Origin of the sequence: Paenibacillus sp. NPDC093718 (assembly GCF_050279985.1) — a bacterium.
In the GTDB taxonomy this organism is placed as follows: domain Bacteria; phylum Bacillota; class Bacilli; order Paenibacillales; family Paenibacillaceae; genus Paenibacillus_AQ.
In genome coordinates, this window is record NZ_JBNNUS010000011.1 from 95,745 (window position 1) to 116,410 (window position 20,666).

The following is a 20,666-nucleotide window of genomic DNA, read 5'->3' on the forward strand; positions in this document are numbered from 1 at the left end:
TATTGGCGGAGCAAGCGGTGATCCGGTGGTAACGGCGGGAGCACGAAAGGTTGCGCTGATCACGGGCGCGTCGAGCGGGCTCGGACTGCTTATCAGCGTGGAGCTGGCAAAAGCGGGTTATGACGTGGCAGCGGGTCTGCGCAGGCCGGAGGCGGCTGCAGAGCTGTTGACCCGAGCCGAACAAGCAGACGTTGCCGAACGCATTCACGTATTCCAGCTGGATATATGCATAGAGGAACAAGTCAAGGCTGCTGCTTGGGAGATAGAGCAGAAGTTCGGCCGCTTGGACGTGCTGGTGAACAACGCTGGCGAAGCGGTAGGCGGCATGGTGGAGGAATTGCCGCTCAGCGGCTGGCGAAAGCAGATGGAGACGAATTTTTTCGGGACCGTATCGGTGACGCAGCATATGCTCCCGCTGCTGCGCAAGACCGGACGATCCAAAATCATTCTCATGAGCAGCATTAGCGGTGTGGTCGGCTTTCCGGGTTATGGTCCCTATGCGGCATCCAAATTTGCGCTGGAGGGGTTCGGCGAGAGCCTGTCCATGGAGTTGATGCCCTTTGGCATCGATGTCGTACTGATCCAGCCCGGTGCCTATGGCACGCCGATCTGGAATAAAAGTTTTGGGGAGCTTACGGTAAAGGAAGGATCACCCTACAGCGGTCTGCTGAAGGGCGTGCTGGACTATTCCGAGCGGACAGCCGGGAGAAGCGGGGATCCGCAGGAGGTAGCCAGGCTGGTGGCAAACATTGCGTCCATGTCCAAACCGAGGTTCCGCTATACGCTGCCCCGAGGCACGCGGCTGACCGCATGGATCAAGGGCGTACTGCCGGATCGGCTGTTTCAGCGGATCGTTTATCGGATGCTGGACCGGCGTTAATCATTCATGCAGCGAATGATTCATGGCCTTAACTTGTCATGCGATGCTTGGTGCAGCTTGGTAAGGTGAATGGAGTTACCCTTTTCTGGCTGGGGACGGGTGAAGCAAACCGAGCAGCTCTCCCATCTTCACCTTGGAGCCGGGTTCCAGGTCACCGCGCGGAGTAAACGTGCCGTTCTCTGTCAAAAGCACGACGGTAGAGCCGAATTCAAAGTACGCGAGTTCATCGCCGATCTCGTATTTCTTCACGTTCTCGTCAGCATAACGGATGCTGCTTACGTTCATGGCTCCGACCTTCACGACGGCAACTTCGCCGAACTCATGCGCTATATAGGTAATGAGGCGCTCATTACGGCTGAGCACATGCCGGATATGGGTCATTGCAAAATCGTTCACGGGGTAAACGCGTCCCTTTAAATGCTCGCTTTCCGCTTGAACACCGGTTACCGGGGAATGAATGCGATGATAATCGGTTGGGCTTAAATACAATACAAATACATAGCCGTTGATGTAGTTTTCCATTCTCGGTGATTTGGCGAGCAGCTCGCTCAGGGTATAATCCTGTCCCTTGACGCTCAGAATGGTGCCGGTGTTGACGGCGCACATCGCCGAAATCGTGGCGTCGACGGGGCTAACCATGGCATCGGCGGTGTCGTCTATGGCGCGCAGGCCTATTTTTAACCGGCGAGAAAAGAATTCGTTCAGTGAGCGGTATTCGTGAATTTCTTTCTCCGCTTCATGCGCCGGAATTTGATAAATTCGTATGAATGCAGGTATTAGATGACGGCTCAGCCGGCTGTGGGAACAATGCCCCATAATTCGGGACAGCCACTTGCGGGAGGACAGCTCGGTCATCAGACGCAGCAATTGTTTAGCCATGTCATTCTCCTTTGTGCATAGGTGTCAGCAATAAACGTTGGTGGAAAAGCCAATCACTTTGATATTGACATAGAATGAGCTGGAAATCAATAAATGGCCATTTTTGAAAAAAGGTTCTTGCTAATTGGGGAACGAATGTGTATTTTAAGATTAACATGAAACCGAATAGGGAATACGGGGGCTTGAGTGAATCAGGCTGAGATTGCAGCTATTATCCGCTGTTGACCGTTAATCTGAACTGGGTAATGCCAGCGTAGAGAATATCCGACCCTGCCTACATAGGGCCTATTTTTCCGTCTGCGCGTTTTTCCAGACGGTTTTTTGTTGTGTTTACACAAAAATAGAGGTGGAGAGGGGAATGTGTGGTTATGGGAACGTCAGTGCAGGAGAAGTTGGGGGTTCAGCCCCGAAAAGGGCTGCGGTTAAGCGATATTTTGGTGACGGTGTTGGTATCGCTGGTGCTGGGCGTCATTTATCACTTTTGGGGTTCGGTTTACAATCTGTTAAAACCGCTGTTCTTTGAAGCGGATGAGTTGTTATACGGCATGTGGTTCGCTGCAGCCACACTTGCTTACTTGTTGATCCGCAAGCCGGGAGTGGCCATCATCGCGGAACTGGCGGCAGCCCACGTGGAAGTGCTGTTTGGCAGCGGCTGGGGTTTGACCCTGCTGCTGTATGGTCTCATTCAAGGACTGGGCGCAGAATTGGTATTCGCGGCGCTCCGTTATCGGAGCGCTTCGGCGTGGACGCTGGCGATTGCCGGAGCCGGCGCAGCCATCGGATCGATGATCATGGACTTTTATTACAGCTATACCGATGACCTGCAGACATGGATGTTCCTGGCCAAATACGGCATGCGGGTACTCAGCGGCGCCGTCATTGCAGGCCTCCTGATGCTCCTGCTGGCCAAAGCGCTTGACCGTACGGGTGTGACATCCCTGCTGCGTCCTGCGTCGAAGAAGGATTACGAAGCACTGGATGATCCGCGCCATGTGTAATGCCACGGTTAGCCTGGTTCCGGCTCAGTCCGCTGAAATGCTTCCGGAACCGGCCGTGTATGTGGAGGGATTGCGTCTGAAGTATCCGGGCGAGGAGCGGCTGATGTTCAAAGACCTCTCCTTCTCGGCTGTCCGGGGGGAGAAGGTGCTGCTGCTCGGTCCGAGCGGCTGCGGCAAATCCACGCTGCTGCAGGTGCTGAGCGGGATGATTCCCCGCGCAACGGAGGTGCCGATGAAATGCGAGTCGCAGCTGGTTCCTCGCTCTTGGGGTTATGTATTCCAAGATCCGGATACCCAGTTCTGCATGCCATACGTGGATGAAGAGCTGGCATTCGTACTGGAAAACCTAAGTGTCCCCCGCGACGAGATGAAGGAGCGGATGCAAGCGGCCCTCCGCGAGGTGGGGCTTGATCTTGAGGAGCTTCATATGCCGATCGGGCATCTGTCCCAAGGCATGAAGCAACGACTGGCGCTGGCTTCGGCTCTGCTGCTGGAGCCGGAGGTGCTGTTCCTTGACGAGCCATCTGCCTTGCTCGACCCGGAAGGAAGGGAGCAAATCTGGTCCGCGGTGAAGGCCGTATCGGAAGGGCGGACGCTGATCATCGTAGAGCACCGGATAGAAGAAATGGCCAAATACGTGGATCGTGTCGTGCTGTTCAGCCCGGATGGCGAGATTCTGGGCGAAGGTCCTCCAGCAGCGATATTCGCAGAATACGAGCGGGAACTCCAAGCCTATGGAATCTGGTATCCCGGCGTATGGGAAGATTATGCGCAGACCCGGTCGGGCAGAGAACTGTTTGCTCCGGTCGACGCGCTTGGCGGTGAGCGGGGTAATCTCCTGCATGAGGCTGCTCCGCCGTACGTTCAATGTGGGGAACCTGTCATTCAACTGGTGAATTTCAGGGGAATGAGATGGGATAAACCGGCCATCACTCTCCCTTCGGCCGAGGTGTTTCCGGGACAATTCATTGCGGTGGTAGGGCCTAACGGAGCAGGCAAGAGCTCGCTGCTGCTCAGTTTGATGGGGCTGCTGCGCGCCGAAGGGACCTATGTGCTCTGCGGGGAAGAGGTCATTCAGGGCAAGCGCAGAAAGGTGCGGAAGAAGAGAGAGCAGCAGCTGCGACAAATCGGATTCGTGTTTCAGAATCCGGAGCTTCAATTCCTGACGGAGCGCATCGGCGATGAGGTGGTTTATTCGCTGCTGGTGGATCATGTGCCGCCGGAGGAAGCGAAGGCACAGGCCGACCGCTGTCTTGAACGCTTTGGATTGAGAGGCTTGGAGGCCAGGCATCCGTACCAGCTGTCGACAGGTCAAAAGCGCCGCTTGAGCGTGGCTACGGCCATGGCAAGACAGCCGTCCGTCCTGCTTCTGGATGAGCCGACCTTCGGACAGGATGCGCGGAATACGTTTGCGATTCTGGAGATGTGCGAGCAGCTCCGCCGCGCGGGAACCGCCATTCTTATGGTGACGCATGAAATGGAGGTCGCGCAGCGGGTCGCCACGCATATATGGGAAATCCGCGAGGGACAGCTGACCTCGAGCATGCCTTCCCCGCGCTGGTGTACCGGGACGGAATCCGGACAGGAGGCGGGCGGAGTGAATGGCGCTGATGCTCGCGAAAATCTAACCACGACCGATCATCGCTTCACGGAGGTGAACGCATGAACATATGGAACCCCGTGCGGATCACTTGGCTGCACCGGGCGAATCCGGTGGTGAAGCTGGGTCTGATCTGTGCGCTGTTTTTCATGACGGTGTTAACCCATGATCTTGATTTTGTTTTGTACCAGGCGTTGATCTTTATGGTCTGTCTGATCGTGCTCAGCGGGGTGAAACCTTGGAAAATGCTGTTGTTCTTCATTCCATTTCTGCTTGCCTTCATATCGTCCGCCTCTTCCATGATGCTGTTCGGTAAGGGGGAGACGATCTGGTGGGAGTGGGGGTTGTTCCGGGTATCGGAAGAAAGCTTCTACCGGGGGCTGCATTTGGGCTTTAAAGGAATAGCCTTTGCCTCGGAGGGGCTGCTGCTCGTGACCACAACGTCCTCGGTGGATTTATTCTACAGCCTGATGCAGAAGCTGAGGCTTGCGCCCAAGTATGCTTACAGCTTCATGGCTTCGATCCGGCTGCTGCCTATGGTATGGGAGGAATACGTGATCCGCCGTCAAGCCTTGAAGGTACGAGGAGTCCGCCCGATTCGCGGAATTCGCGGTATGGTGAACCGCGCTGGACTGTATGTGGTGCCGCTGCTGGCACAGAGCATCCGCAGGGCCCATCGGGTGGCCGCCGCGATGGAGGCCAAGCAATTCGACGGCGATCAGGCGAAGTCCCGAACGTATTATTACCCGTCGCGATATTCGCGCTATGATCTTCTGGTTATCGGATTACTTGCTGTTGCCGCCTGCTGCGCTTATGCGGCTGCCGGATATTTTCCATGGTTCGGCATTGGCGACGTGCGGTTTGATTAAAGGGTTTGGTGAAATCGAAAAGAGTCTGTTTACATTACGTAAGCGGGCTCTTTTTGTTATGGGATTTAAACTTCAAATGCTAACCAATCGCAAGAAAAGCATCTGTTATAAGCAGTCTGCCTTCTGAGAAAGTGCGGTCTATGAACGTTTTTTTTCATATGTATCCGGCGCTCCTAGTTCGTTAAGGTATTTTCTGCCACGTTTAATATAAAAAATCATGTCTGGATTTCATGCTGATCGAGGCGTTATAATACTAATGGTACCGGAATAGTATTTACGGTATCAGGAGAGGAGTTAGTTTACTTGCGCGAGCGAATATTGAATGAAACGATCCGCTTAATTCAGCGGCAAGGATTTACGTTTACGGTCAGTGATCTGGCCCGCAGCCTTGCGATTAGTAAACGGACGATCTATGAGCACTTCTCATCCAAGGAAGAGATTGTTGAACATATCATTGACGGGATGATCCGGCACATCCAGCAGCGCGAACGTGAAATTGCGGCGGATGAGGGACTCACCGTTCTGGAGAAGGTTCACCAGATTCTAATCTGTCTGCCCCAGGAGATGGAGCAGATGGATTTGGGGATGCTGCCGGATCTGAAGCGCACGCATTATGCGCAGTGGGAGAAGCTGGACACCTTTTTCCGAGAGGAATGGGGCATTGTCACCGAGCTGATGGAGCAGGGCATGGCCGAGGGATTCATCAAACGAATCCATCTGCCGCTGTTCATCGATCTGTATCTCGGGTCGCTCCATCAGATTTACGATTCGAGGGCGACGGTAAAGCATCAATTGCCGCTGGGGGAGCTGCTGCAGTCCGTCATGGACATCTTGTTGTTCGGAATTGCCACAGAGAAACGGGAGGAGTCTTGAGATTATGCATTGGTTTTATCTGGGTTTGGCTATTCTGTTTGAAGTGGCGGGAACGCTGAACATGAAGCTGTCGGAGGGGTTCAGCAAACCGCTGCCCAGCGTGCTGCTGGTGGTATTCTATATTTGCAGCTTGAGCTTCCTGACGCTGAGCTTGAAGCAGATTGAAATATCCGTGGCTTACGCGATCTGGTCGGGACTTGGCATCATGATCATTACCGTAATCGGTTATATGTTCTTTGCGGAGCAGATTAATGGCCTGAAAATATTCTCGATCCTGCTGATCATCGCAGGGGTCGTTCTGCTGAATCTATCCGGCAGCGCGCATGCGCAGGAACAACCGAAGACGCACCAGTCCGGTCACTAGGGGCGATAGAAGGAACCGGTATCTGAGGAAGAGCCGTATTCGTGCGGCTCTAGTTCTGCTGCAATAATGTACTATGCCCCGCTTCGCCTCCAGCTCTATAATGACAAAGGAAATTCCTTTGTTAGGAGCTATTATCATGAACCTGTCTTCGTTTTTTATTTACTGTTTTATCGTGGCTTTCTCGCCGGGACCATCCAACATCGTCATTTTGTCTTCGGTTCAGAATTCCGGCATGAAGAAGACCTTGCGCTACATTGCCGGAGCCTCCATCGCTTTTTTCCTATTAATCGCTGCTTCCGTGGTATTGGGCCAGCTGCTGTCTACAGGCATGCCAATCGTAATGCCAATCTTGCGGATCGTAGGCTGCCTGTTCATGCTGTATCTCACGTATCAGGTGTATACCATGGACGTATCCAAGTCCGGCACGAATCAAACGGCGTCCTTCACGTCCGGCTTTCTGATGCAGTTTCTCAATCCGAAGGTGGTATTGTTTACGCTGACGGTCATTCCGAGCTACGTCATGCCGTATTATACGGCAGGTCCAGTCATCTCGGCGTTTGTTGTCGCGGTATCGTTAATCGGGCTGTCCGCGTATATGACATGGGCCGTGTGCGGTAGCCTTTTTCAAGGAATTATGCAAAAATATCGGAGAACGACCAACACGATCCTGGCTTTGTTTCTGCTGTACTCGGCAATCGTCGTATCCGGCATACCGGAGCTCATAAAGGGGTGATGGAAGATGGAGCAGTTTATCTATAAAAAAGCGGTGGGCATTACGGCGCTGTCCGCGAGCCTGACGGATTTCAAATATAAAAAGCACTATCACGAGGAATATGCCCTCGGCGTCACGCTGCGCGGCATTCAGAAGTACTCGCTGGACGGCAGTCAGCAGGCTTCTTACCAAAGCGGGGTTATGCTGTTCCATCCGGAGCAGAATCATGATGGCTGGTCCCAGGAACGAACGGGCATCGATTATGTGATGATCTATATTCATCCGGAGCTATTTCTGGAATTGATTCAGAAAAAGGATATCGTCCGGTTCCAATCCCCGATTGTATATCACGCCGGGCTGCGGAAGAGCATTCTGGATGTGACGAGGTCGATCTTCACGGGTCAGCCGGAGGCAAGAAGCAGCGAGCTGCTGCTGGGTCTGGCGGGGCATTTTAACGAGAATATTCTGAACCCGGATAGCCGGAAGGACAGTATGTTTACACGGAAGGCCAAAGAAATGATGCAGGACCATCTGGATCATGTTCTCCGACTAGACGAAGTAAGCGAGGAGTTCGGGATGTCGAAGTATCAATTCATCCGTTACTTTAAAGCCAATACGGGGCTGTCGCCTTATCAGTATTATCTGAACTGTAAAGTGGAGCGCGCCAAACATCTGATCGAGGACAGCCGGGATGTATACCAGGCGGTTACCCAGTGCGGCTTCACGGATCTTGCCCATTTGAATCGGCATTTCAAGAATGTGTACGGCACGACAGCGTTTGATTATATGTCCCATCTGGATAAGTAAAAGCGGGCTGCAGGATAGAGTTTATCTATATCAAGCTGGGCTTGGCATTTGTGAATGAGTTTTGTTAAAATCTGTATAGAATGTAAGAGGGGCCGTGCGCGAACACGATCCCGGCGTACAACGTACCGCTTTAAGAGCGGCCTTGCTATAGGAATCCAATCAGAAATAGACCGTGATCCTGACCAAGGGCGGTCTATTTCTTTTTAAGATTATAAAATTTATAAGTTTTCAGCGAAGCTGGAGCTTTTCTATGTGACTTCAATCCACATCAGCGGCTGTTACGTATAGCATGCGGATTTTGATATATGGCTCAGGGATGTTAATCTGTATTTGGATTATTTGAAATTACTCAGGCTTTAGCCGGATGGAAGGAATCATTCGAATGGAATATATCTATGAATCCCAGCGCAGCTACGAGGATTTCGCCAGCGGCCGGGTTCTGTATAATGCGCAGGGAACGACATCGTTTCCTGTCAGACTAGCCAGCGAGATTGCGCAGCGGTGCTTTCAACTATTGGACAAAAAAGGGGTACAGGGGCCGTATTCCTTGTTTGATCCCTGCTGTGGCGGGGCGTATCTGTTAACGGTGGCTGGGCTGCTTCACGGGCAGCGCCTTCATCGCGTCATCGGCTCTGACATTAACGCAGAGGTGATCGGCATAGCCGCGAAGAACCTGTCGCTGCTCCGCGAAGAGGGGCTGGAACAACGCACCGAACAGCTGAAAGAACTGTTGGCGTTGTATCATAAGCCGTCGCACCAGGATGCGCTGAAAAGCGCTGGCCGATTGAGGGAGCTGTTAAGGTCGTCGCGTTTGGAAGAGACGATTTGTTTTCAAGCCGATATAACCCAACCGGAGGAAAGCTTGGCCTCTTGCAAGGGAACCCATATCGTCATGACCGATCTCCCTTATGGTGACCTGGTTAGCTGGGGTGGCGGAAGCGATGAGCCGGTGAAGGATTTCTTTAACGGCATTCATTCCATCCTGGTTCCAGGCCGCTCCGTGGTTGCCGTCATATCCGACAAAGGGCAAAAATTAAAGCATGACCGGTTTCAAAGGATTCAGCACATGAAGGTGGGTAAACGACAGGTAGCGATCTTTGAACCGCTTTGAACGGAGGATAGGGGACCGAACAATTAGAACATCTGTCTACACCTGTTGATAATCTCTTGTATGAACTCTTCTCTAAAAGAGGCTTCCATAACAACCCGCTTCTGACATCATGTCAAGAGCGAGTTGTTTTTTGCTAGTAGGAGGGAGTTAGCCATCTGGAATCCTTCACTACAAATAAGGAACGTACGTTCGTTTAAAATCTAAAAAAATATAGCATTTCTTGTGGAATGCCAGCTCGTAGATAGAACTCGTGTAAGGACTCACCCGGTCCGGGAGCCAAACCTGCCGTCAATAGGGCAATGGCAAAGCGGTTCGCTTGCCGCTCCAGTTTGCCCGGACTGAAATAGGAATGCTCCTCCAGAAAAAAGCGGCTGATTCCCTTATGGAGCCGGTCATGCCCGAGCTCATGCGCGCATACGAAGCGCTGCCATGGCGGCGGCAGCTGATTGTGGATGACAATGAATCTCCGCCTCAGCTTACGGAAATACAGCCCTTTGGTCGTTTGGCCTAAATCTGCGAATCGAATATGTATGCCCAAGGAAGTCGCGATTTCAAAAGGGCAGTTGGTATGATGTTTTTTGATCAGCTGACGGATTAAGGGTTGTAAATGATCATCCATGCCGGTTCACCTGCAATATTGGGATTGGTTGAATCGTTGTAATCGGTATGTATCTCCTTATCCATGTAGATTTATTTCTTGCGTTTGTTCATTTGCTTGGCTTCCCAGAACAGTCCGGTCAGGACGTCCTTGATGCGCTGCTTGTCCTCCTCGTTCAGAGGGACGCCGTCAAACATAAGCTCACCGTCATCCTCAAGCATTTTCTTGAAATCCCGTTTATCCCTGGAGGTTGCCCAAGCGGGGGCCGAGATGTTCTCGTGCTTGGCAGCATCCTGCTGCAGATAACCTGCTCTATTCATCAGCTCTTCATAGGGAACTTCGAGTGCATCTGCCATTTTGCGAAGCGTTTGCGGCTTGGGGATGCCCCGCAGCCCATTCTCGATCCGGGAGATTTGCGATCCGCTGATATCGGCGGCTTGGGCCAGCTGATTGATGCTCCAGCCTTTGTTCTCCCTCATCTCTTTCAAGTATGATCCAAATATGTGATCCACGTTCCGGCCACTCCTCACCATAGTCCATCTGAAACATCTACTTATAGTATAAACACATCCCCCGCCTTTGCCAACAGGTAAAATAAAAGAGAGTATAATTGCCAAAAGGCAAGAATATGAAAGGTACGCTCCAAATTCCCGTGAATAGTTCACCCTTTTGAAGGTTTACGGCGTCCTCCAAATAGTGGTATATTAATGAAAAAATACGAACAAAATACGAACACGTGAGATGAGACAACCTTCTGCCAAATGGCAAAGCAAACCTCGAAATTGACAATCCAAAGGGGAGTGTTTCCTAATGAATCCATTTTTACCGGAATTGGATCGCAGAAAGACCCAAAGTGCTGTTGAAGCGATATTCGAGAAATATCGTATCTATAAAACCATTACATTCGAAGTCAGGGAGACGAGCGTCACTGCATCCTACACGGAACGATTTCATGGACCGACCAACGTCACCTCGGACCAAACGGCATCGGTTGCCATATATAATGTAGATATGCCTGCAGCCAGGAAGCAGTATTGCGAGATCATCGAGTCAATCGTGGAACGGCTTGGCGAGCGGGAGCAGACGCTGATTCGCGAACGGTACATGAAACAGGACGACGTATTCGATTACAAAGTGTACAACCATATCCTCGAACCGCCGGTCAGCAAGGATACGTATACCAAGATCCGCACCCGGGCCTTCTATAAACTGGCGCTGGCTTTAGCAGACAGGGGGCTGCTGAAGCTGCAAGAGTTGGACAAGGCTGCAAAGAGCAAAATGAACTGATACTCGCCTAGATGGATATTCAAACCGAGCCTAAACCGGAGGACCTCAATGAGGACCTCCGGTTTTTCTATTTCAAGATAAGATGCCGCACCATGAGGCAGAATCTAAGATGAAACGGGAAAACAGCACTGAACACGAACATAAGTTCGTACTATTTTCCGCCAACATTCCACTTTAAGTTCCGCATTATCCGTCCCATTAGACGTCAGCGCATCCGATTTAGGGGTGTAAGATTGTATTATCGGAAATGAAGTTAAACAAAGCAAACCGAACACACACAGTGTAGATGTGAGCCGGCCTTGAGGGGACCGGTTTTTTGCTGCGGCCTTAGGCTTCGATTGCTTCATTTTCGATTCTCTATATATGAAGGAAAGGAGGGGGCCGTGTTGCGCAAGCATGTGAGCGTCGCAAGAAGCTGGCTATCGCATAACCGACCGGAAGCCACCCGGCCATCTGCGGAATGAGAGGGGCGATCAAGCAGGCCGCTCTAGATATCGTTCCCGAGCTCGAAGGCCGAATATATGACGTACATCCGCCGGACGGGGTTAGTGAGCCTTTCTATGGCGTCATGACGCTGGGAGAGGACGTTTGGAAATCCTCATGGGCAGGATATCGGCAGGTGGTGCGATTGAAGCTGTATGCAGATCGTTCCGAATTGCTTCAGTTGGATCGCTGGGTGGAACTTCTAGTCCCGGGATTACATCGCAAGCGGGTTATCGGAGCCGATGGGAAAGCATTCAAGCTTCATTATTTGGGTGTGCCGGAAGCCGACAAGTTCGATTCTGTTTCAGGCAAAATGATCCGGATCATGCGATTCGGCGTCTATGTGCCCCAGGCATCCGGGGCCGGTTCCACCGGTCAACCTGATGAGTGGCTGCATACGCTGACAGCCTGGACAGGAGAAGTACTGGGCGATCCTTGGCGCACCTATCATACGGCATGGCCGGCGGGGCGGGAAGATCACGCCGTATTATGGCGGATGACGAGCTGCGAGACCAAGATGGCGGGAGCTTCGATGTTCGAGGTTCGCAAAACCTTTACCGGGCATATTGCCTCTCTCGATTCCGCGGACGAGCAGCTCACCGCTGCAAGGCTGGTGGAGGAGCTTGGTACCCAGGTCCAGCTGATGCTGGATTCACAGGAACGCCGCTATTTATCCGTTGCGGAGATTGCCTCCGATATGCAGGCCGATCCCATGCTGGACGGGCAGCTGAAGCTGACCCTGGCGCAGCGGAAGATGCGTTCACCGGAGGAAGCCGCTTTGATCAGGCGCGTTAACGTACATCCAATATTAAAGTGAGGTGGTGACAATGGCTGTGAAAAAAACACTCAAGACTGAAGCTCGCAGTATCAGCGCTCCGCGATATGCGCTAGATGAACTCGAAACACACGCCAAGGAACTGTTCGAGGTTCGGGCGGAGGTGCTTGCAGGTGCTATGTATGGGGCAGACGGAGAGCTGTTCACGGTAACCGAAGTCAAAGAAAGAATCCAACAATTTATGAAAGCGAAGGTGGACTAATCATGGCAGGTGGAACATGGGAAAGCACAAATAAACCGGTACTTCCGGGTTTGTATATGAATTTCAAGGCGGCCGCCGCGTCGGCTGTTCAGGGCGGATCCCGCGGTACGGTCGTCGTGCCGGTTAAAGCCAATTGGGGACCGGTGCGCGAGTTCGTGGAAATCGGAAGCGAGTTCGCGATTTCCGAAATGTATTCTGCGGATAGCCAGGATGGGGCTACGGCTTACGAAACGCTTTACCTGGCCTTGTTTGGCGGGCCGAAGAAGCTGCTGGCTTATCGCCTAGCAGATAACACGGCGGCAGCGTCTAGCGTAACGCTGCAAAATGCGGAAGCTACGCCTTCCGATGTACTGAAGCTGCAGGCCAAATATCCGGGCAGTCGGGGCAATGGCTTCTCCGTAACCGTGCAGCCGTCGCTGATCGACCCGGCCGCACGCGAGCTTCGCCTCTATGAAGGCGCCAAACTGCTTGGTACTTATACAAGCCTGGACGGGACAGCCGCGTCGATTGCGGCGCAGATCAATGAAGACGATGAGAACCTCTGGGTTACGGCTACCGCACTGGAAGCGGCCGGCGTTCCTGCTGATGTGAACGGAGCTGTGCTGTCCGGTGGCAAGAGTGGCAACGGGGGCCTGACGAATGCAGATTATATCGAGATGCAGGATGCGGTCGAAGGCCAGGAATTCAACGTACTTGCCTTGGATTATGCTGCGGATATGGCTCTGCTGCAGAGCTTTGCGGCCTGGGTGAAGCGTCTCCGTCAAGAAGGACGCGGCGTGATGGCCGTATTCGGCGGAAGCGCGGCGGACGATACCTCCAAGGATGCAGCCAAACTGGCGGCGACCCGCTCGCTTGCATTGAACCATGAAGGGATTATCAATGTAGGTACGGGTGTGCGTCTGTCCGGCGTGAACTATAGTTCCGCGCAGACGGCTGCTTACGTGGCCGGGCTTATTGCCGGTCAGCGGTTGAACCAATCCGCTACATACGCGGTAACGCCATTCGAGGATGTGACCCGCCGCTGGACGCGCTCCGAGCAGGAGCAGGCTGTACGCAATGGCGTTTTCGTGCTTTTCTATGACGGACGTCAGGTGAAGGCGCTGCGCGGCATTAACACGTTGGTGAATCCGGCTGAAGGCCAAAACAATGCCTGGAAAAAAATCCGTTCCATCCGCGTGATGGATGCGATCCATGCGGATTTGCAACTGGCCGCGGAACAGACCTACATCGGCAAGGTGAACAACACCGAGGAAGGCCGTCTGGCGCTGATCGGTGCCGTGAAGGAATATCTCGCTTCGTTGTCGCTCAGCAATGTCATCGAGCCGGACGGCTACGATGTCATTCTTGATCCGGCGTACTATGGCGATTCCGCTGTAAACACGCCGGAGCCGGATCAGGTCTTCCTGCAGTGGAACGTGAAGCTGACCGATGTGATGGAGCAACTGTTCGGCACATTTTACGTGCAATAACGAGTACGTCAATCAGCGTATTTAAGATGAGACGGACTGCCCGAAGAGGGCTTTTTTTAAGAAAAAACTTAAAGAAATCGAGGAGGAATTTAACATGTTGGATGCTTCAAGAGTCATTATGGGGACATACGGCCAGGCGTATATTGACGGGGTTTGGCAGACGCACATCAACAAGCTGGAAGCCAGCGTGGAATTGGAGAAGCGCGAGCTGAAGCTGGTCGGCAACGACTGGACGGTACACAAAAACGGCAGCAAAAAGGGAACCGGCACGATGACTGGTTACAAGGTTACTTCCGATATGATCTCCCGCGGCTTCACGAAATTCGATATCATCTCCAAGCTGGATGATCCCGAATCCTACGGCCATGAGCGTGTTCGCCTAATCCGCTGCATGCCGGACAAAATCCAGCTGGCTAACTGGACAGCCGGTGAAGAAGTGCAGGAGGAAACTTCATTTACCTTCGAGGGGTACGAGCTGTTGGATCCGATTCAGGGGGATTAAGAGGTTTCTTATTATCAAGGTCAAGTGCGGCGCAAAGCGGGAGTTCGCCCGGTAAGGAATGCCTGATTCGGGCGAACGTCGCCCGCTGCAATAGGAAGATGAAATCTATTATTTTATGAGTAAAGGAGATATACGCATGAGCTTGCATGAGAACATGAGCGAAGAGCAAATATTGGACAGTCTGTTTGAGGCAGCCGAGAAGCTGCCGGAGGAAACGGTACGCATTAAGCGCTTGGATATGCAGATGGTGCTGCAGGGCTTGACTTCAAGCAAGGTGGACAGCATCCGCGAGCGCTGTACCGTTCGCCGTACGATAAAGGGCGCGGTGGATGAGAAGGTGGATACGGAGACGTTTAATGCATTGCTAATTTCCGAGGCCACGAGCAGTCTGTCGGTGAAGGGTTTGACGCTTAGCGGCTGGGGTGACCCGCGGATTACAAGCCGCCTGAAGCTGTCGGGCGGAGAGCAGGCGGTCCGCCGCATGCTGCTGGCCGGGGAGCTGGATGCCGTTGGCGATAAAGTGCTGGAGCTGTCGGGCTTCGGGGTCGAGATTGCTGACCTAAAAAACTGATCGGCTCCGGGGGAATGACGACGATGCTGTATCATCTGTGGGTCCGGCATCACCTTCGTCCCGGAGATTTTTGGCGGCTCCCGCGAGGGGAGCGCCTGCTGCTGCTGGCTTTCTCCCAAGAGGAGATTGAGGGCATGGCCGGTCAGAGTTTGAAGTGAACAGGAGGTGAAACGAAATGGCTGAAGCCATGAACTATCGCATGAATCTGGTCATCGATCCGAAAAACGTGATCAAGGCCAACCGCGAGCTGCGGGCGATGGAGCGTTATTTTGAGCGGATCCAGGGACGCGTCATGCGAATCGGACGTACCCGCATGGCACCTGAAATCGTGCTGAAGGACAGCGCTTCGAAAGGGCTGGACAACCTGCTGGCCAAAATGCAGCGGGTGAAGTCGCAAGTCATCCAAGCTTCAGCGAATGTGAAGCTGAATGTGCAGAAGCAGATTGATACGAATCTAAACCTGAGCGTGCAGAAGCAGATTGAGGCGAGCGTTCAGGTGGATTTGCGGGCGGCAGGGCTTGATTTTTCTCCATTGACCGATGCGTTGACGGCGAATACGACGGCGGTGGATAAGCTTACGGCTGAGCTTGGATCGCTTCAGCTTGGAGGCGGTGGGAGCGGTAAAAAATCGGGTTTGGATACGGCTCTAGGCATTTTAGGATTTGTAACCACCGCTGGCGCAACTATGCGAGCCGGGGGGCAACTGAAAGGTAAATTCAAAGGCGCTAAAGAGGCTGTCTCTGGGAATAAACCTGTCGAGAATAAGCCCGCCGAGGTCAACAAGGGTCGAATCGTTCGACCTGGACAAAGAGGCAAAAAAGCCAATCAAAATACGGCTGCTGCGGCCAAGACTGAACAAGTGGAGAAGCCTGTAACGAAGTGGGGCAAATTTCTTAACAGATCTGATAAAGTGGGTGACCTTGTAGAAACCGCTGGTACGCTTGCAAAAGGACCGCTGGAATTGGTCAAGGGTGCCATGGATTTGACCAAGGGGATGTTTGGTGGCGGTGGTGCCAGCGGCATCGTTTCCGGAGGCGCGGCGGGCGCTGTTAAGACCGGAGCAGGATCAGATGCAGTAAAACAGGCAGCTGACGGCAGCGCTGGAGCGAGTGCAGTGAAAAATGCCGGCAAAAGCGGTCTAGGCTCCGGCTTGATGAAAGGCCTTGGCAAACGGGTCCTCGGCCCATTGAGTTATATAGCCGATGCGACCGCAATTGCCTCAGCCAAGCCGGGGAAAGAACGAAACCAAGCCATAGGCTCTGCCGTCGGCGGAGGCATTGGAAGCACGATCGGCGGCATCATCGGATCCGTGATTCCGGTTGCAGGTACGATGATCGGCTCAACGCTCGGCGGCACCGTAGGAAGCTTTATTGGCGAGAAGGTGGGCGGCGCTATTACCGGGATTGGTGACAAGTTCAAAGAAGGTAAGGAGACGGTATCGAAGTGGTTCTCCAACACGTTTTCCTTCGGGAAAAAAGACAAGGAAGCTGCTCAACCGAAGGATGTTCCAAAGGCACCACCCTCTAGTGCGGCTGCCCTTCCGGCTCCCATCATTCCGAAACCAGCACCGGCTGATTTCAGCAAGCCGCTGCTGCCGAATCCAGCTTTGAACCCGTACGGCCCGTATGTCCCTCCTAGCCATGCTGTAAGCATGAGTACTTTTGGGCCACCCGCAAGTGCAGCGCAAAACCAAGCTTTTGCAGGGAAGCCAACCTCCCCGCAATCTGTTCAGATCAGCCCGGAGCAGATGAGCACGATATCCGGCTTGCTGATGGATTTCAAAACGGAGACAACCGTGAATTACAATCTTCCTCCAGGCGCGGTGCAGGTAACGGTGCATGAGGAACACCCAATCGATGTAGAAGGATTGATCCTTCTGATCGGGCAACGGCTGAGAGCCGAATTCAGCAAAGCGGCGCAGAACCGGAAGCCGACTCCGATGGCCTATTGAAGATGATGGTTAACAGCAGGCCTAAAGTCGGTCCGAAGGCATCCATACAGAAAGGAGGGGGCCCAGGTGGAGTTTCTTTTGAAGAACGCAAAAGGCATGACGTTCCTATTCCCGGTCAACCCCGAAGAGGTGACCATTTCACGCCAAAAGGGACTGGAAACAGCTACGATTCTCAACTATGGGGAGTTTGATTTTCCGCAAGGCAATCGGATTAAGGAGATATCATTCTCTTCCTTTTTTCCACAAGAGTATGATGCAGCTTATTGCAAAGGAGAAGAGAAAGATCATATTAAACCGCAAACGGCGATGAATAAACTTAACGAGTTTCTGACTTCTAAAACGCCCCTGCAATTCGTTATTACCAAGACGGCAGTGAACGTGCCGGTGTACGTCGCCTCCCATCAGTCCACGTTTCGTGGCGGGGAGATCGGGGATGTGTATTTTGACATCACACTTCGGACATGGAGTGAAATGAAGGTGGCCAAAACAGCAGGCAGCAGCGGGGCATCTGGAACGAATAAAAAGCCCCGGGCCGACATGAAGGAAAAGAACAAGACGTACACCGTGAAGTCAGGGGACTCACTCTCCAAAATCGCTAAGCTGGAGCTCGGGGACAGCTCGAAATGGAACCAGATCTACAAGCTGAATCAGAAGATGATCGGTAAAGATCCGAACGCCATTAAGCCTGGCCAAACGCTGGTGCTGTCATGAGTTACAAGGTGATTTTGCAGGATCAATACGATTTATCTCCCTTGGTGGAAGCTATCAGTCTACGGGATTCGCTTGAACAAGTCGCTTATCAGGGAACCGTCAATCTGGTCGTAACGCCGGATATGCCGCCGATCTCGCCGGGAATGGCGATCCGGATCAGCGGAATTCCTTACGGTAAAAAGGACTATGTCCCCCTGCTGCACCCAGCTGTCGTGTGGGAAGTGGAAACCTCGAATAACGGCGTGAAGCGGATGACCCTCACGATGTACGATCGGACGGTATATCTGGATAAATCGGAGGATGAATATCTGTTCCCGGCAAAGCAGACGGCTACCCAGCGATTCAAAAAGTACGCGGCGGACTGGAACCTGAAAATTGCGGTTTTGCCCGATACCGAGAAGCAGCTGGGGCGTTCCGTTTACCGGACGCAGTCGATTTACGCGAGCATGTTCGCTGATCTGCGGGAGACGGCCAAAGCCGGCGGCAAGCTGTATCATCCGCGGATGATCGCTTCAGGGCTTGAGCTGTATGAGTTGGGAACGAACAAAGAGGTTTACATCCTGGAGGCCATCACGGATACTACGCAATCGCGGACGTTGGAGGGTGCGGCAACTAAGGTCAAGGTGCTGGCGACAGGCGCAAGCGAGACCGGAAAAGAGGTTCCTTCCAAGGTGATGGCCATCGAGGAGAAGGATATCGCCAAATACGGACAGCTCCAAGCTATTATTCAGGATGATGAGGTGAAGTCGCCTGCGGCCGCCCGCCAGCTGGCCCGGAGCAAACTGAGGGGGATTCGGGAGACCATCTCCCTGAATGCACCTGATGTCAATACGATCCGCGCCGGAGATGCGGTCATGCTGGGCTCGATGAAGCTGCTCGTGATTTCCGTCAGTCGGGAGCTGGGCAGTCCCGGAAGCATGATGCTGGAGCTGGGGAGCTATGACGATGTAAAAAGGAGGTTTTACCTTGAATAAAGACCCCTATGGACAATTGGCGTCCTCCTTATACGCCTCAATGAACAAGCAAACCCGTCAAGCCATGGGCGGCGTAGGGGCCGTACTCGGCACGATAACCTCGACGGGACTCAAACTGGATGATTTCAAGCATGAGTTGCAGGACTATATGGTAGCGGAACTGCCAGGAATGCTGTCCTTGCCCCGTTATATGGCTAAGGGCACCGTGACATTGGGGGGCCAGCAGCAGGATATGACGTTTGATGCCGAAGAGAACGAAGTTGAAGATACCCTTTTTGAATTGGGAAAAGGTTTGAAACCGGGGGACCGCGTGCTCGCCGTTCGGGTCAACAGCGGCAATGACGTGGTGGTCGTGTGCAAGGTGGTGAGCAGTGGTGGCTAATTTATTCCCGGAGAACGATGAAATGATCTGGACGGATGTCACAGATCCGGATGTACTGGAAGGAGAAGGGGCTGTTTTTGGACGGAGCTGGCGGTATGATTTTGAAGCTGGCGAGTTCGTGATGTCCCCGACCCGGAAGATTCCGGTTGCGGACGAGAAGGAAGCCTGGGTCATCTGGTGCGAAAAAGCGATTCGCACGCCGCGTTACCGTCATTTGATCTATACGCGCGACTACGGCAGTGAGCTGGAGGAGCTGGTCGGCAAAGGCTATGACCGATCTCTGCAAGAAAGCGAGATTCAGCGCATGGTCACCGAGACGCTGTTGGCGGACGCGCGGACGGAGAGCGTGGATCAGTTCCTTTTTGCCTGGGAAGGAGAAGCTTGCCGTTTCAGCTGCCGCATTACGAGTGTCCGGGATGAGACGGAAATTATAGAAAGCGTGGTGATCTGATGGCAGATTTGCCGTTATATTTGTTGGATCAGACGGAAGAAAACATTATGAACCGTATGCTGAACAAAGTGCCTTTGGACATCGACAAGTCGGAGGGCTCTTTTATTTGGGATGCGCAGGCGCCGGTCGCGTTTATGCTGTCCGAAGCCGCCTTGTGGGCACAGGAGCTGCTGCGCCGAGGCTTTGCAAGCACCGTGGCAAGCGATCATCCGGATATCCGTTCCGCCGAACTCGATCTGAGGACGGCAGAGCATGGGATTACTAGGCGGGAAGCGGTCGCTTCGTCCGGTAGCGTTCTGTTTACGGGGAAGCCGGGGACGACCGTGCCTGCCGGAACCTACGTAGCTACGCCAGCCGATGAGGGCTCCGGGGAATCCTCCGTGGAGTATGTGACCACATCAGACGTTACGCTTAGTGACTACTTGGGTACCGGCGCGGCGCCGATCCGGGCAGTCACGCCGGGCAGTAATGGCAATGTTCCCGCAGGCGTCATTCAGCTCATGATGACGTCGGTCAGCGGCGTAACATCGGTTACGAACCCGGAGCCCACGCGGAGCGGGACGGATACCGAAAGTGATCAGTCGCTCCTGGAGCGTTTTTACGCTAAAGTCCGAAGCCAGGGGACGAGTGGCAACAAAGCGCAGTACATGCAGTGGGCCAATGAGATTGCCGGCGTTGGCGGTGTGGAGGTAGCGCCGTTGTGGAAAGGACCCGGTACCGTCGGGCTGTATCTCATAGATACGGACAAGCGTGCGGCAAGCCAGGATATCGTGAATGCCGTTCAGCAGTACATTGACCCGTCCCAGGATGGACAGGGCGAAGGCGTTGCTCCGGCCGGTCCGGTTATCACGGTGATGCCTGCGGCGGAAGTAGCGATTGATATCTCCGTCAAAGTGCAGCGTACGCAGGAGCAGCCTTCGACGATGGACGAAATCCGGAAGCTGATCGAGGATGGCGTTCGGACGTATTTACAGCAGATCGCTTTTAACCGAAAGGACCCATTGGTGAGGTATACTCGGATTGCCGCCGTACTGCTGGATATTCCGATTATCGTCGACTACTCGGATTTGACGATTAACGGCCACACCGAGCAGCAAAATATTGAAATTGGCTCCGGTCAGGTCGCGGTGCTGGGGACGGTGAGCGTAAGTGAATAA

25 protein-coding genes and 1 riboswitch are annotated in these 20,666 nt (G+C 53.3%); of the genes, 22 read left to right on the top strand and 3 right to left on the bottom strand.

The genetic code is table 11. The annotated features are described in order from the left end of the window. Positions 1–25 precede the first annotated feature (25 nt). Positions 26–880: an oxidoreductase gene (locus ACQKPA_RS27015; RefSeq protein WP_427495535.1), complete on the top strand. Its 855-nt coding sequence runs from the start codon at positions 26–28 to the stop codon at positions 878–880. Positions 881–955: 75 nt separating this feature from the next. Here the strand turns inward: ACQKPA_RS27015 and asd are convergent, their stop codons facing one another. Further along, positions 956–1,759 carry an archaetidylserine decarboxylase gene (gene asd, locus ACQKPA_RS27020; RefSeq protein WP_427495536.1) on the bottom strand — a complete coding sequence of 268 codons (804 nt, stop codon included), beginning with the start codon at positions 1,757–1,759 and terminating at the stop codon, positions 956–958. A 164-nt stretch (positions 1,760–1,923) separates the two neighbouring features. Then, positions 1,924–2,036: riboswitch (TPP riboswitch) on the top strand. A gap of 91 nt (positions 2,037–2,127) precedes the next feature. Between asd and ACQKPA_RS27025 the strand changes: the two genes are divergently transcribed. From ACQKPA_RS27025 to ACQKPA_RS27060, 8 genes are all read left to right on the top strand, one after another. Next, positions 2,128–2,757, top strand: coding sequence for an ECF transporter S component (locus ACQKPA_RS27025; protein ID WP_427495537.1), 630 nt, complete (start codon positions 2,128–2,130; stop codon positions 2,755–2,757). Beyond that, positions 2,750–4,423, top strand: a complete 1,674-nt coding sequence (locus tag ACQKPA_RS27030; protein ID WP_427495538.1) for an ABC transporter ATP-binding protein — start codon at positions 2,750–2,752, stop codon at positions 4,421–4,423. The genes ACQKPA_RS27025 and ACQKPA_RS27030 overlap by 8 nt, the downstream gene beginning before the upstream one ends. Continuing rightward, on the top strand, positions 4,420–5,226 hold the full coding sequence (locus ACQKPA_RS27035; RefSeq protein ID WP_427495539.1) for an energy-coupling factor transporter transmembrane component T family protein: 807 nt from the start codon (positions 4,420–4,422) through the stop codon (positions 5,224–5,226). The genes ACQKPA_RS27030 and ACQKPA_RS27035 overlap by 4 nt, the downstream gene beginning before the upstream one ends. Positions 5,227–5,529: 303 nt before the next feature. Beyond that, complete coding sequence (locus tag ACQKPA_RS27040) at positions 5,530–6,099, top strand: TetR/AcrR family transcriptional regulator (protein ID WP_427495540.1); 570 nt, start codon at positions 5,530–5,532, stop codon at positions 6,097–6,099. 4 nt (positions 6,100–6,103) lie between these two features. Next, entirely contained in the window at positions 6,104–6,463 is a 360-nt protein-coding gene (locus ACQKPA_RS27045; RefSeq protein WP_427495541.1) for a DMT family transporter, read from the top strand. Between the two features lie 136 nt (positions 6,464–6,599). After that, on the top strand, positions 6,600–7,196 hold the full coding sequence (locus ACQKPA_RS27050; protein ID WP_427495542.1) for a LysE family translocator: 597 nt from the start codon (positions 6,600–6,602) through the stop codon (positions 7,194–7,196). Positions 7,197–7,202: 6 nt separating this feature from the next. Continuing rightward, entirely contained in the window at positions 7,203–7,982 is a 780-nt protein-coding gene (locus tag ACQKPA_RS27055; RefSeq protein WP_427495543.1) for a helix-turn-helix domain-containing protein, read from the top strand. Positions 7,983–8,364: 382 nt separating this feature from the next. After that, positions 8,365–9,093 carry a hypothetical protein gene (locus ACQKPA_RS27060; protein ID WP_427495544.1) on the top strand — a complete coding sequence of 243 codons (729 nt, stop codon included), beginning with the start codon at positions 8,365–8,367 and terminating at the stop codon, positions 9,091–9,093. Between the two features lie 193 nt (positions 9,094–9,286). On the opposite strand, the gene ACQKPA_RS27065 is transcribed toward ACQKPA_RS27060, so the two are convergent. Further along, positions 9,287–9,712, bottom strand: a complete 426-nt coding sequence (locus tag ACQKPA_RS27065) for an ImmA/IrrE family metallo-endopeptidase (RefSeq protein ID WP_076324780.1) — start codon at positions 9,710–9,712, stop codon at positions 9,287–9,289. 71 nt (positions 9,713–9,783) lie between these two features. Next, positions 9,784–10,203, bottom strand: a complete 420-nt coding sequence (locus tag ACQKPA_RS27070; RefSeq protein WP_427495545.1) for a helix-turn-helix domain-containing protein — start codon at positions 10,201–10,203, stop codon at positions 9,784–9,786. Positions 10,204–10,501: 298 nt separating this feature from the next. Between ACQKPA_RS27070 and ACQKPA_RS27075 the strand changes: the two genes are divergently transcribed. The 13 genes from ACQKPA_RS27075 to ACQKPA_RS27135 all read left to right on the top strand — a co-directional run bounded on the left by ACQKPA_RS27075 (position 10,502) and on the right by ACQKPA_RS27135 (position 20,666). Beyond that, entirely contained in the window at positions 10,502–10,978 is a 477-nt protein-coding gene (locus ACQKPA_RS27075; RefSeq protein WP_427495546.1) for an ArpU family phage packaging/lysis transcriptional regulator, read from the top strand. Positions 10,979–11,438: 460 nt separating this feature from the next. After that, positions 11,439–12,278, top strand: a complete 840-nt coding sequence (locus tag ACQKPA_RS27080; protein WP_427495548.1) for a hypothetical protein — start codon at positions 11,439–11,441, stop codon at positions 12,276–12,278. 10 nt (positions 12,279–12,288) lie between these two features. Next, positions 12,289–12,498: a hypothetical protein gene (locus tag ACQKPA_RS27085; RefSeq protein WP_100539180.1), complete on the top strand. Its 210-nt coding sequence runs from the start codon at positions 12,289–12,291 to the stop codon at positions 12,496–12,498. 2 nt (positions 12,499–12,500) lie between these two features. Next, complete coding sequence (locus ACQKPA_RS27090; RefSeq protein ID WP_427495550.1) at positions 12,501–13,967, top strand: phage tail sheath family protein; 1,467 nt, start codon at positions 12,501–12,503, stop codon at positions 13,965–13,967. Between the two features lie 94 nt (positions 13,968–14,061). Next, positions 14,062–14,469 (top strand): phage tail tube protein, encoded by a 408-nt coding sequence (locus ACQKPA_RS27095; protein ID WP_006212545.1) that lies wholly within the window; start codon positions 14,062–14,064, stop codon positions 14,467–14,469. A gap of 136 nt (positions 14,470–14,605) precedes the next feature. Beyond that, positions 14,606–15,040, top strand: a complete 435-nt coding sequence (locus ACQKPA_RS27100; protein ID WP_113060041.1) for a phage tail assembly chaperone — start codon at positions 14,606–14,608, stop codon at positions 15,038–15,040. Positions 15,041–15,063: 23 nt separating this feature from the next. Further along, a complete protein-coding gene (locus tag ACQKPA_RS27105) occupies positions 15,064–15,198 on the top strand; it encodes a hypothetical protein (RefSeq protein ID WP_015737373.1) in 135 nt (44 codons plus the stop codon). A gap of 17 nt (positions 15,199–15,215) precedes the next feature. Further along, positions 15,216–16,991 (top strand): hypothetical protein, encoded by a 1,776-nt coding sequence (locus ACQKPA_RS27110; protein ID WP_427495551.1) that lies wholly within the window; start codon positions 15,216–15,218, stop codon positions 16,989–16,991. Between the two features lie 66 nt (positions 16,992–17,057). Continuing rightward, the gene (locus ACQKPA_RS27115) at positions 17,058–17,702 is read left to right on the top strand and encodes a LysM peptidoglycan-binding domain-containing protein (RefSeq protein ID WP_427495552.1); all 645 of its coding nucleotides are present in this window, start codon (positions 17,058–17,060) and stop codon (positions 17,700–17,702) included. Further along, positions 17,699–18,676, top strand: coding sequence for an XkdQ/YqbQ family protein (locus ACQKPA_RS27120; protein WP_427495553.1), 978 nt, complete (start codon positions 17,699–17,701; stop codon positions 18,674–18,676). The genes ACQKPA_RS27115 and ACQKPA_RS27120 overlap by 4 nt, the downstream gene beginning before the upstream one ends. Then, entirely contained in the window at positions 18,669–19,058 is a 390-nt protein-coding gene (locus ACQKPA_RS27125) for a hypothetical protein (RefSeq protein WP_427495554.1), read from the top strand. The genes ACQKPA_RS27120 and ACQKPA_RS27125 overlap by 8 nt, the downstream gene beginning before the upstream one ends. After that, the gene (locus tag ACQKPA_RS27130) at positions 19,051–19,509 is read left to right on the top strand and encodes a DUF2634 domain-containing protein (protein WP_427495555.1); all 459 of its coding nucleotides are present in this window, start codon (positions 19,051–19,053) and stop codon (positions 19,507–19,509) included. Before ACQKPA_RS27125 ends, ACQKPA_RS27130 begins: the two co-directional genes overlap by 8 nt. Next, positions 19,509–20,666, top strand: coding sequence for a baseplate J/gp47 family protein (locus tag ACQKPA_RS27135; RefSeq protein WP_427495556.1), 1,158 nt, complete (start codon positions 19,509–19,511; stop codon positions 20,664–20,666). The genes ACQKPA_RS27130 and ACQKPA_RS27135 overlap by 1 nt, the downstream gene beginning before the upstream one ends.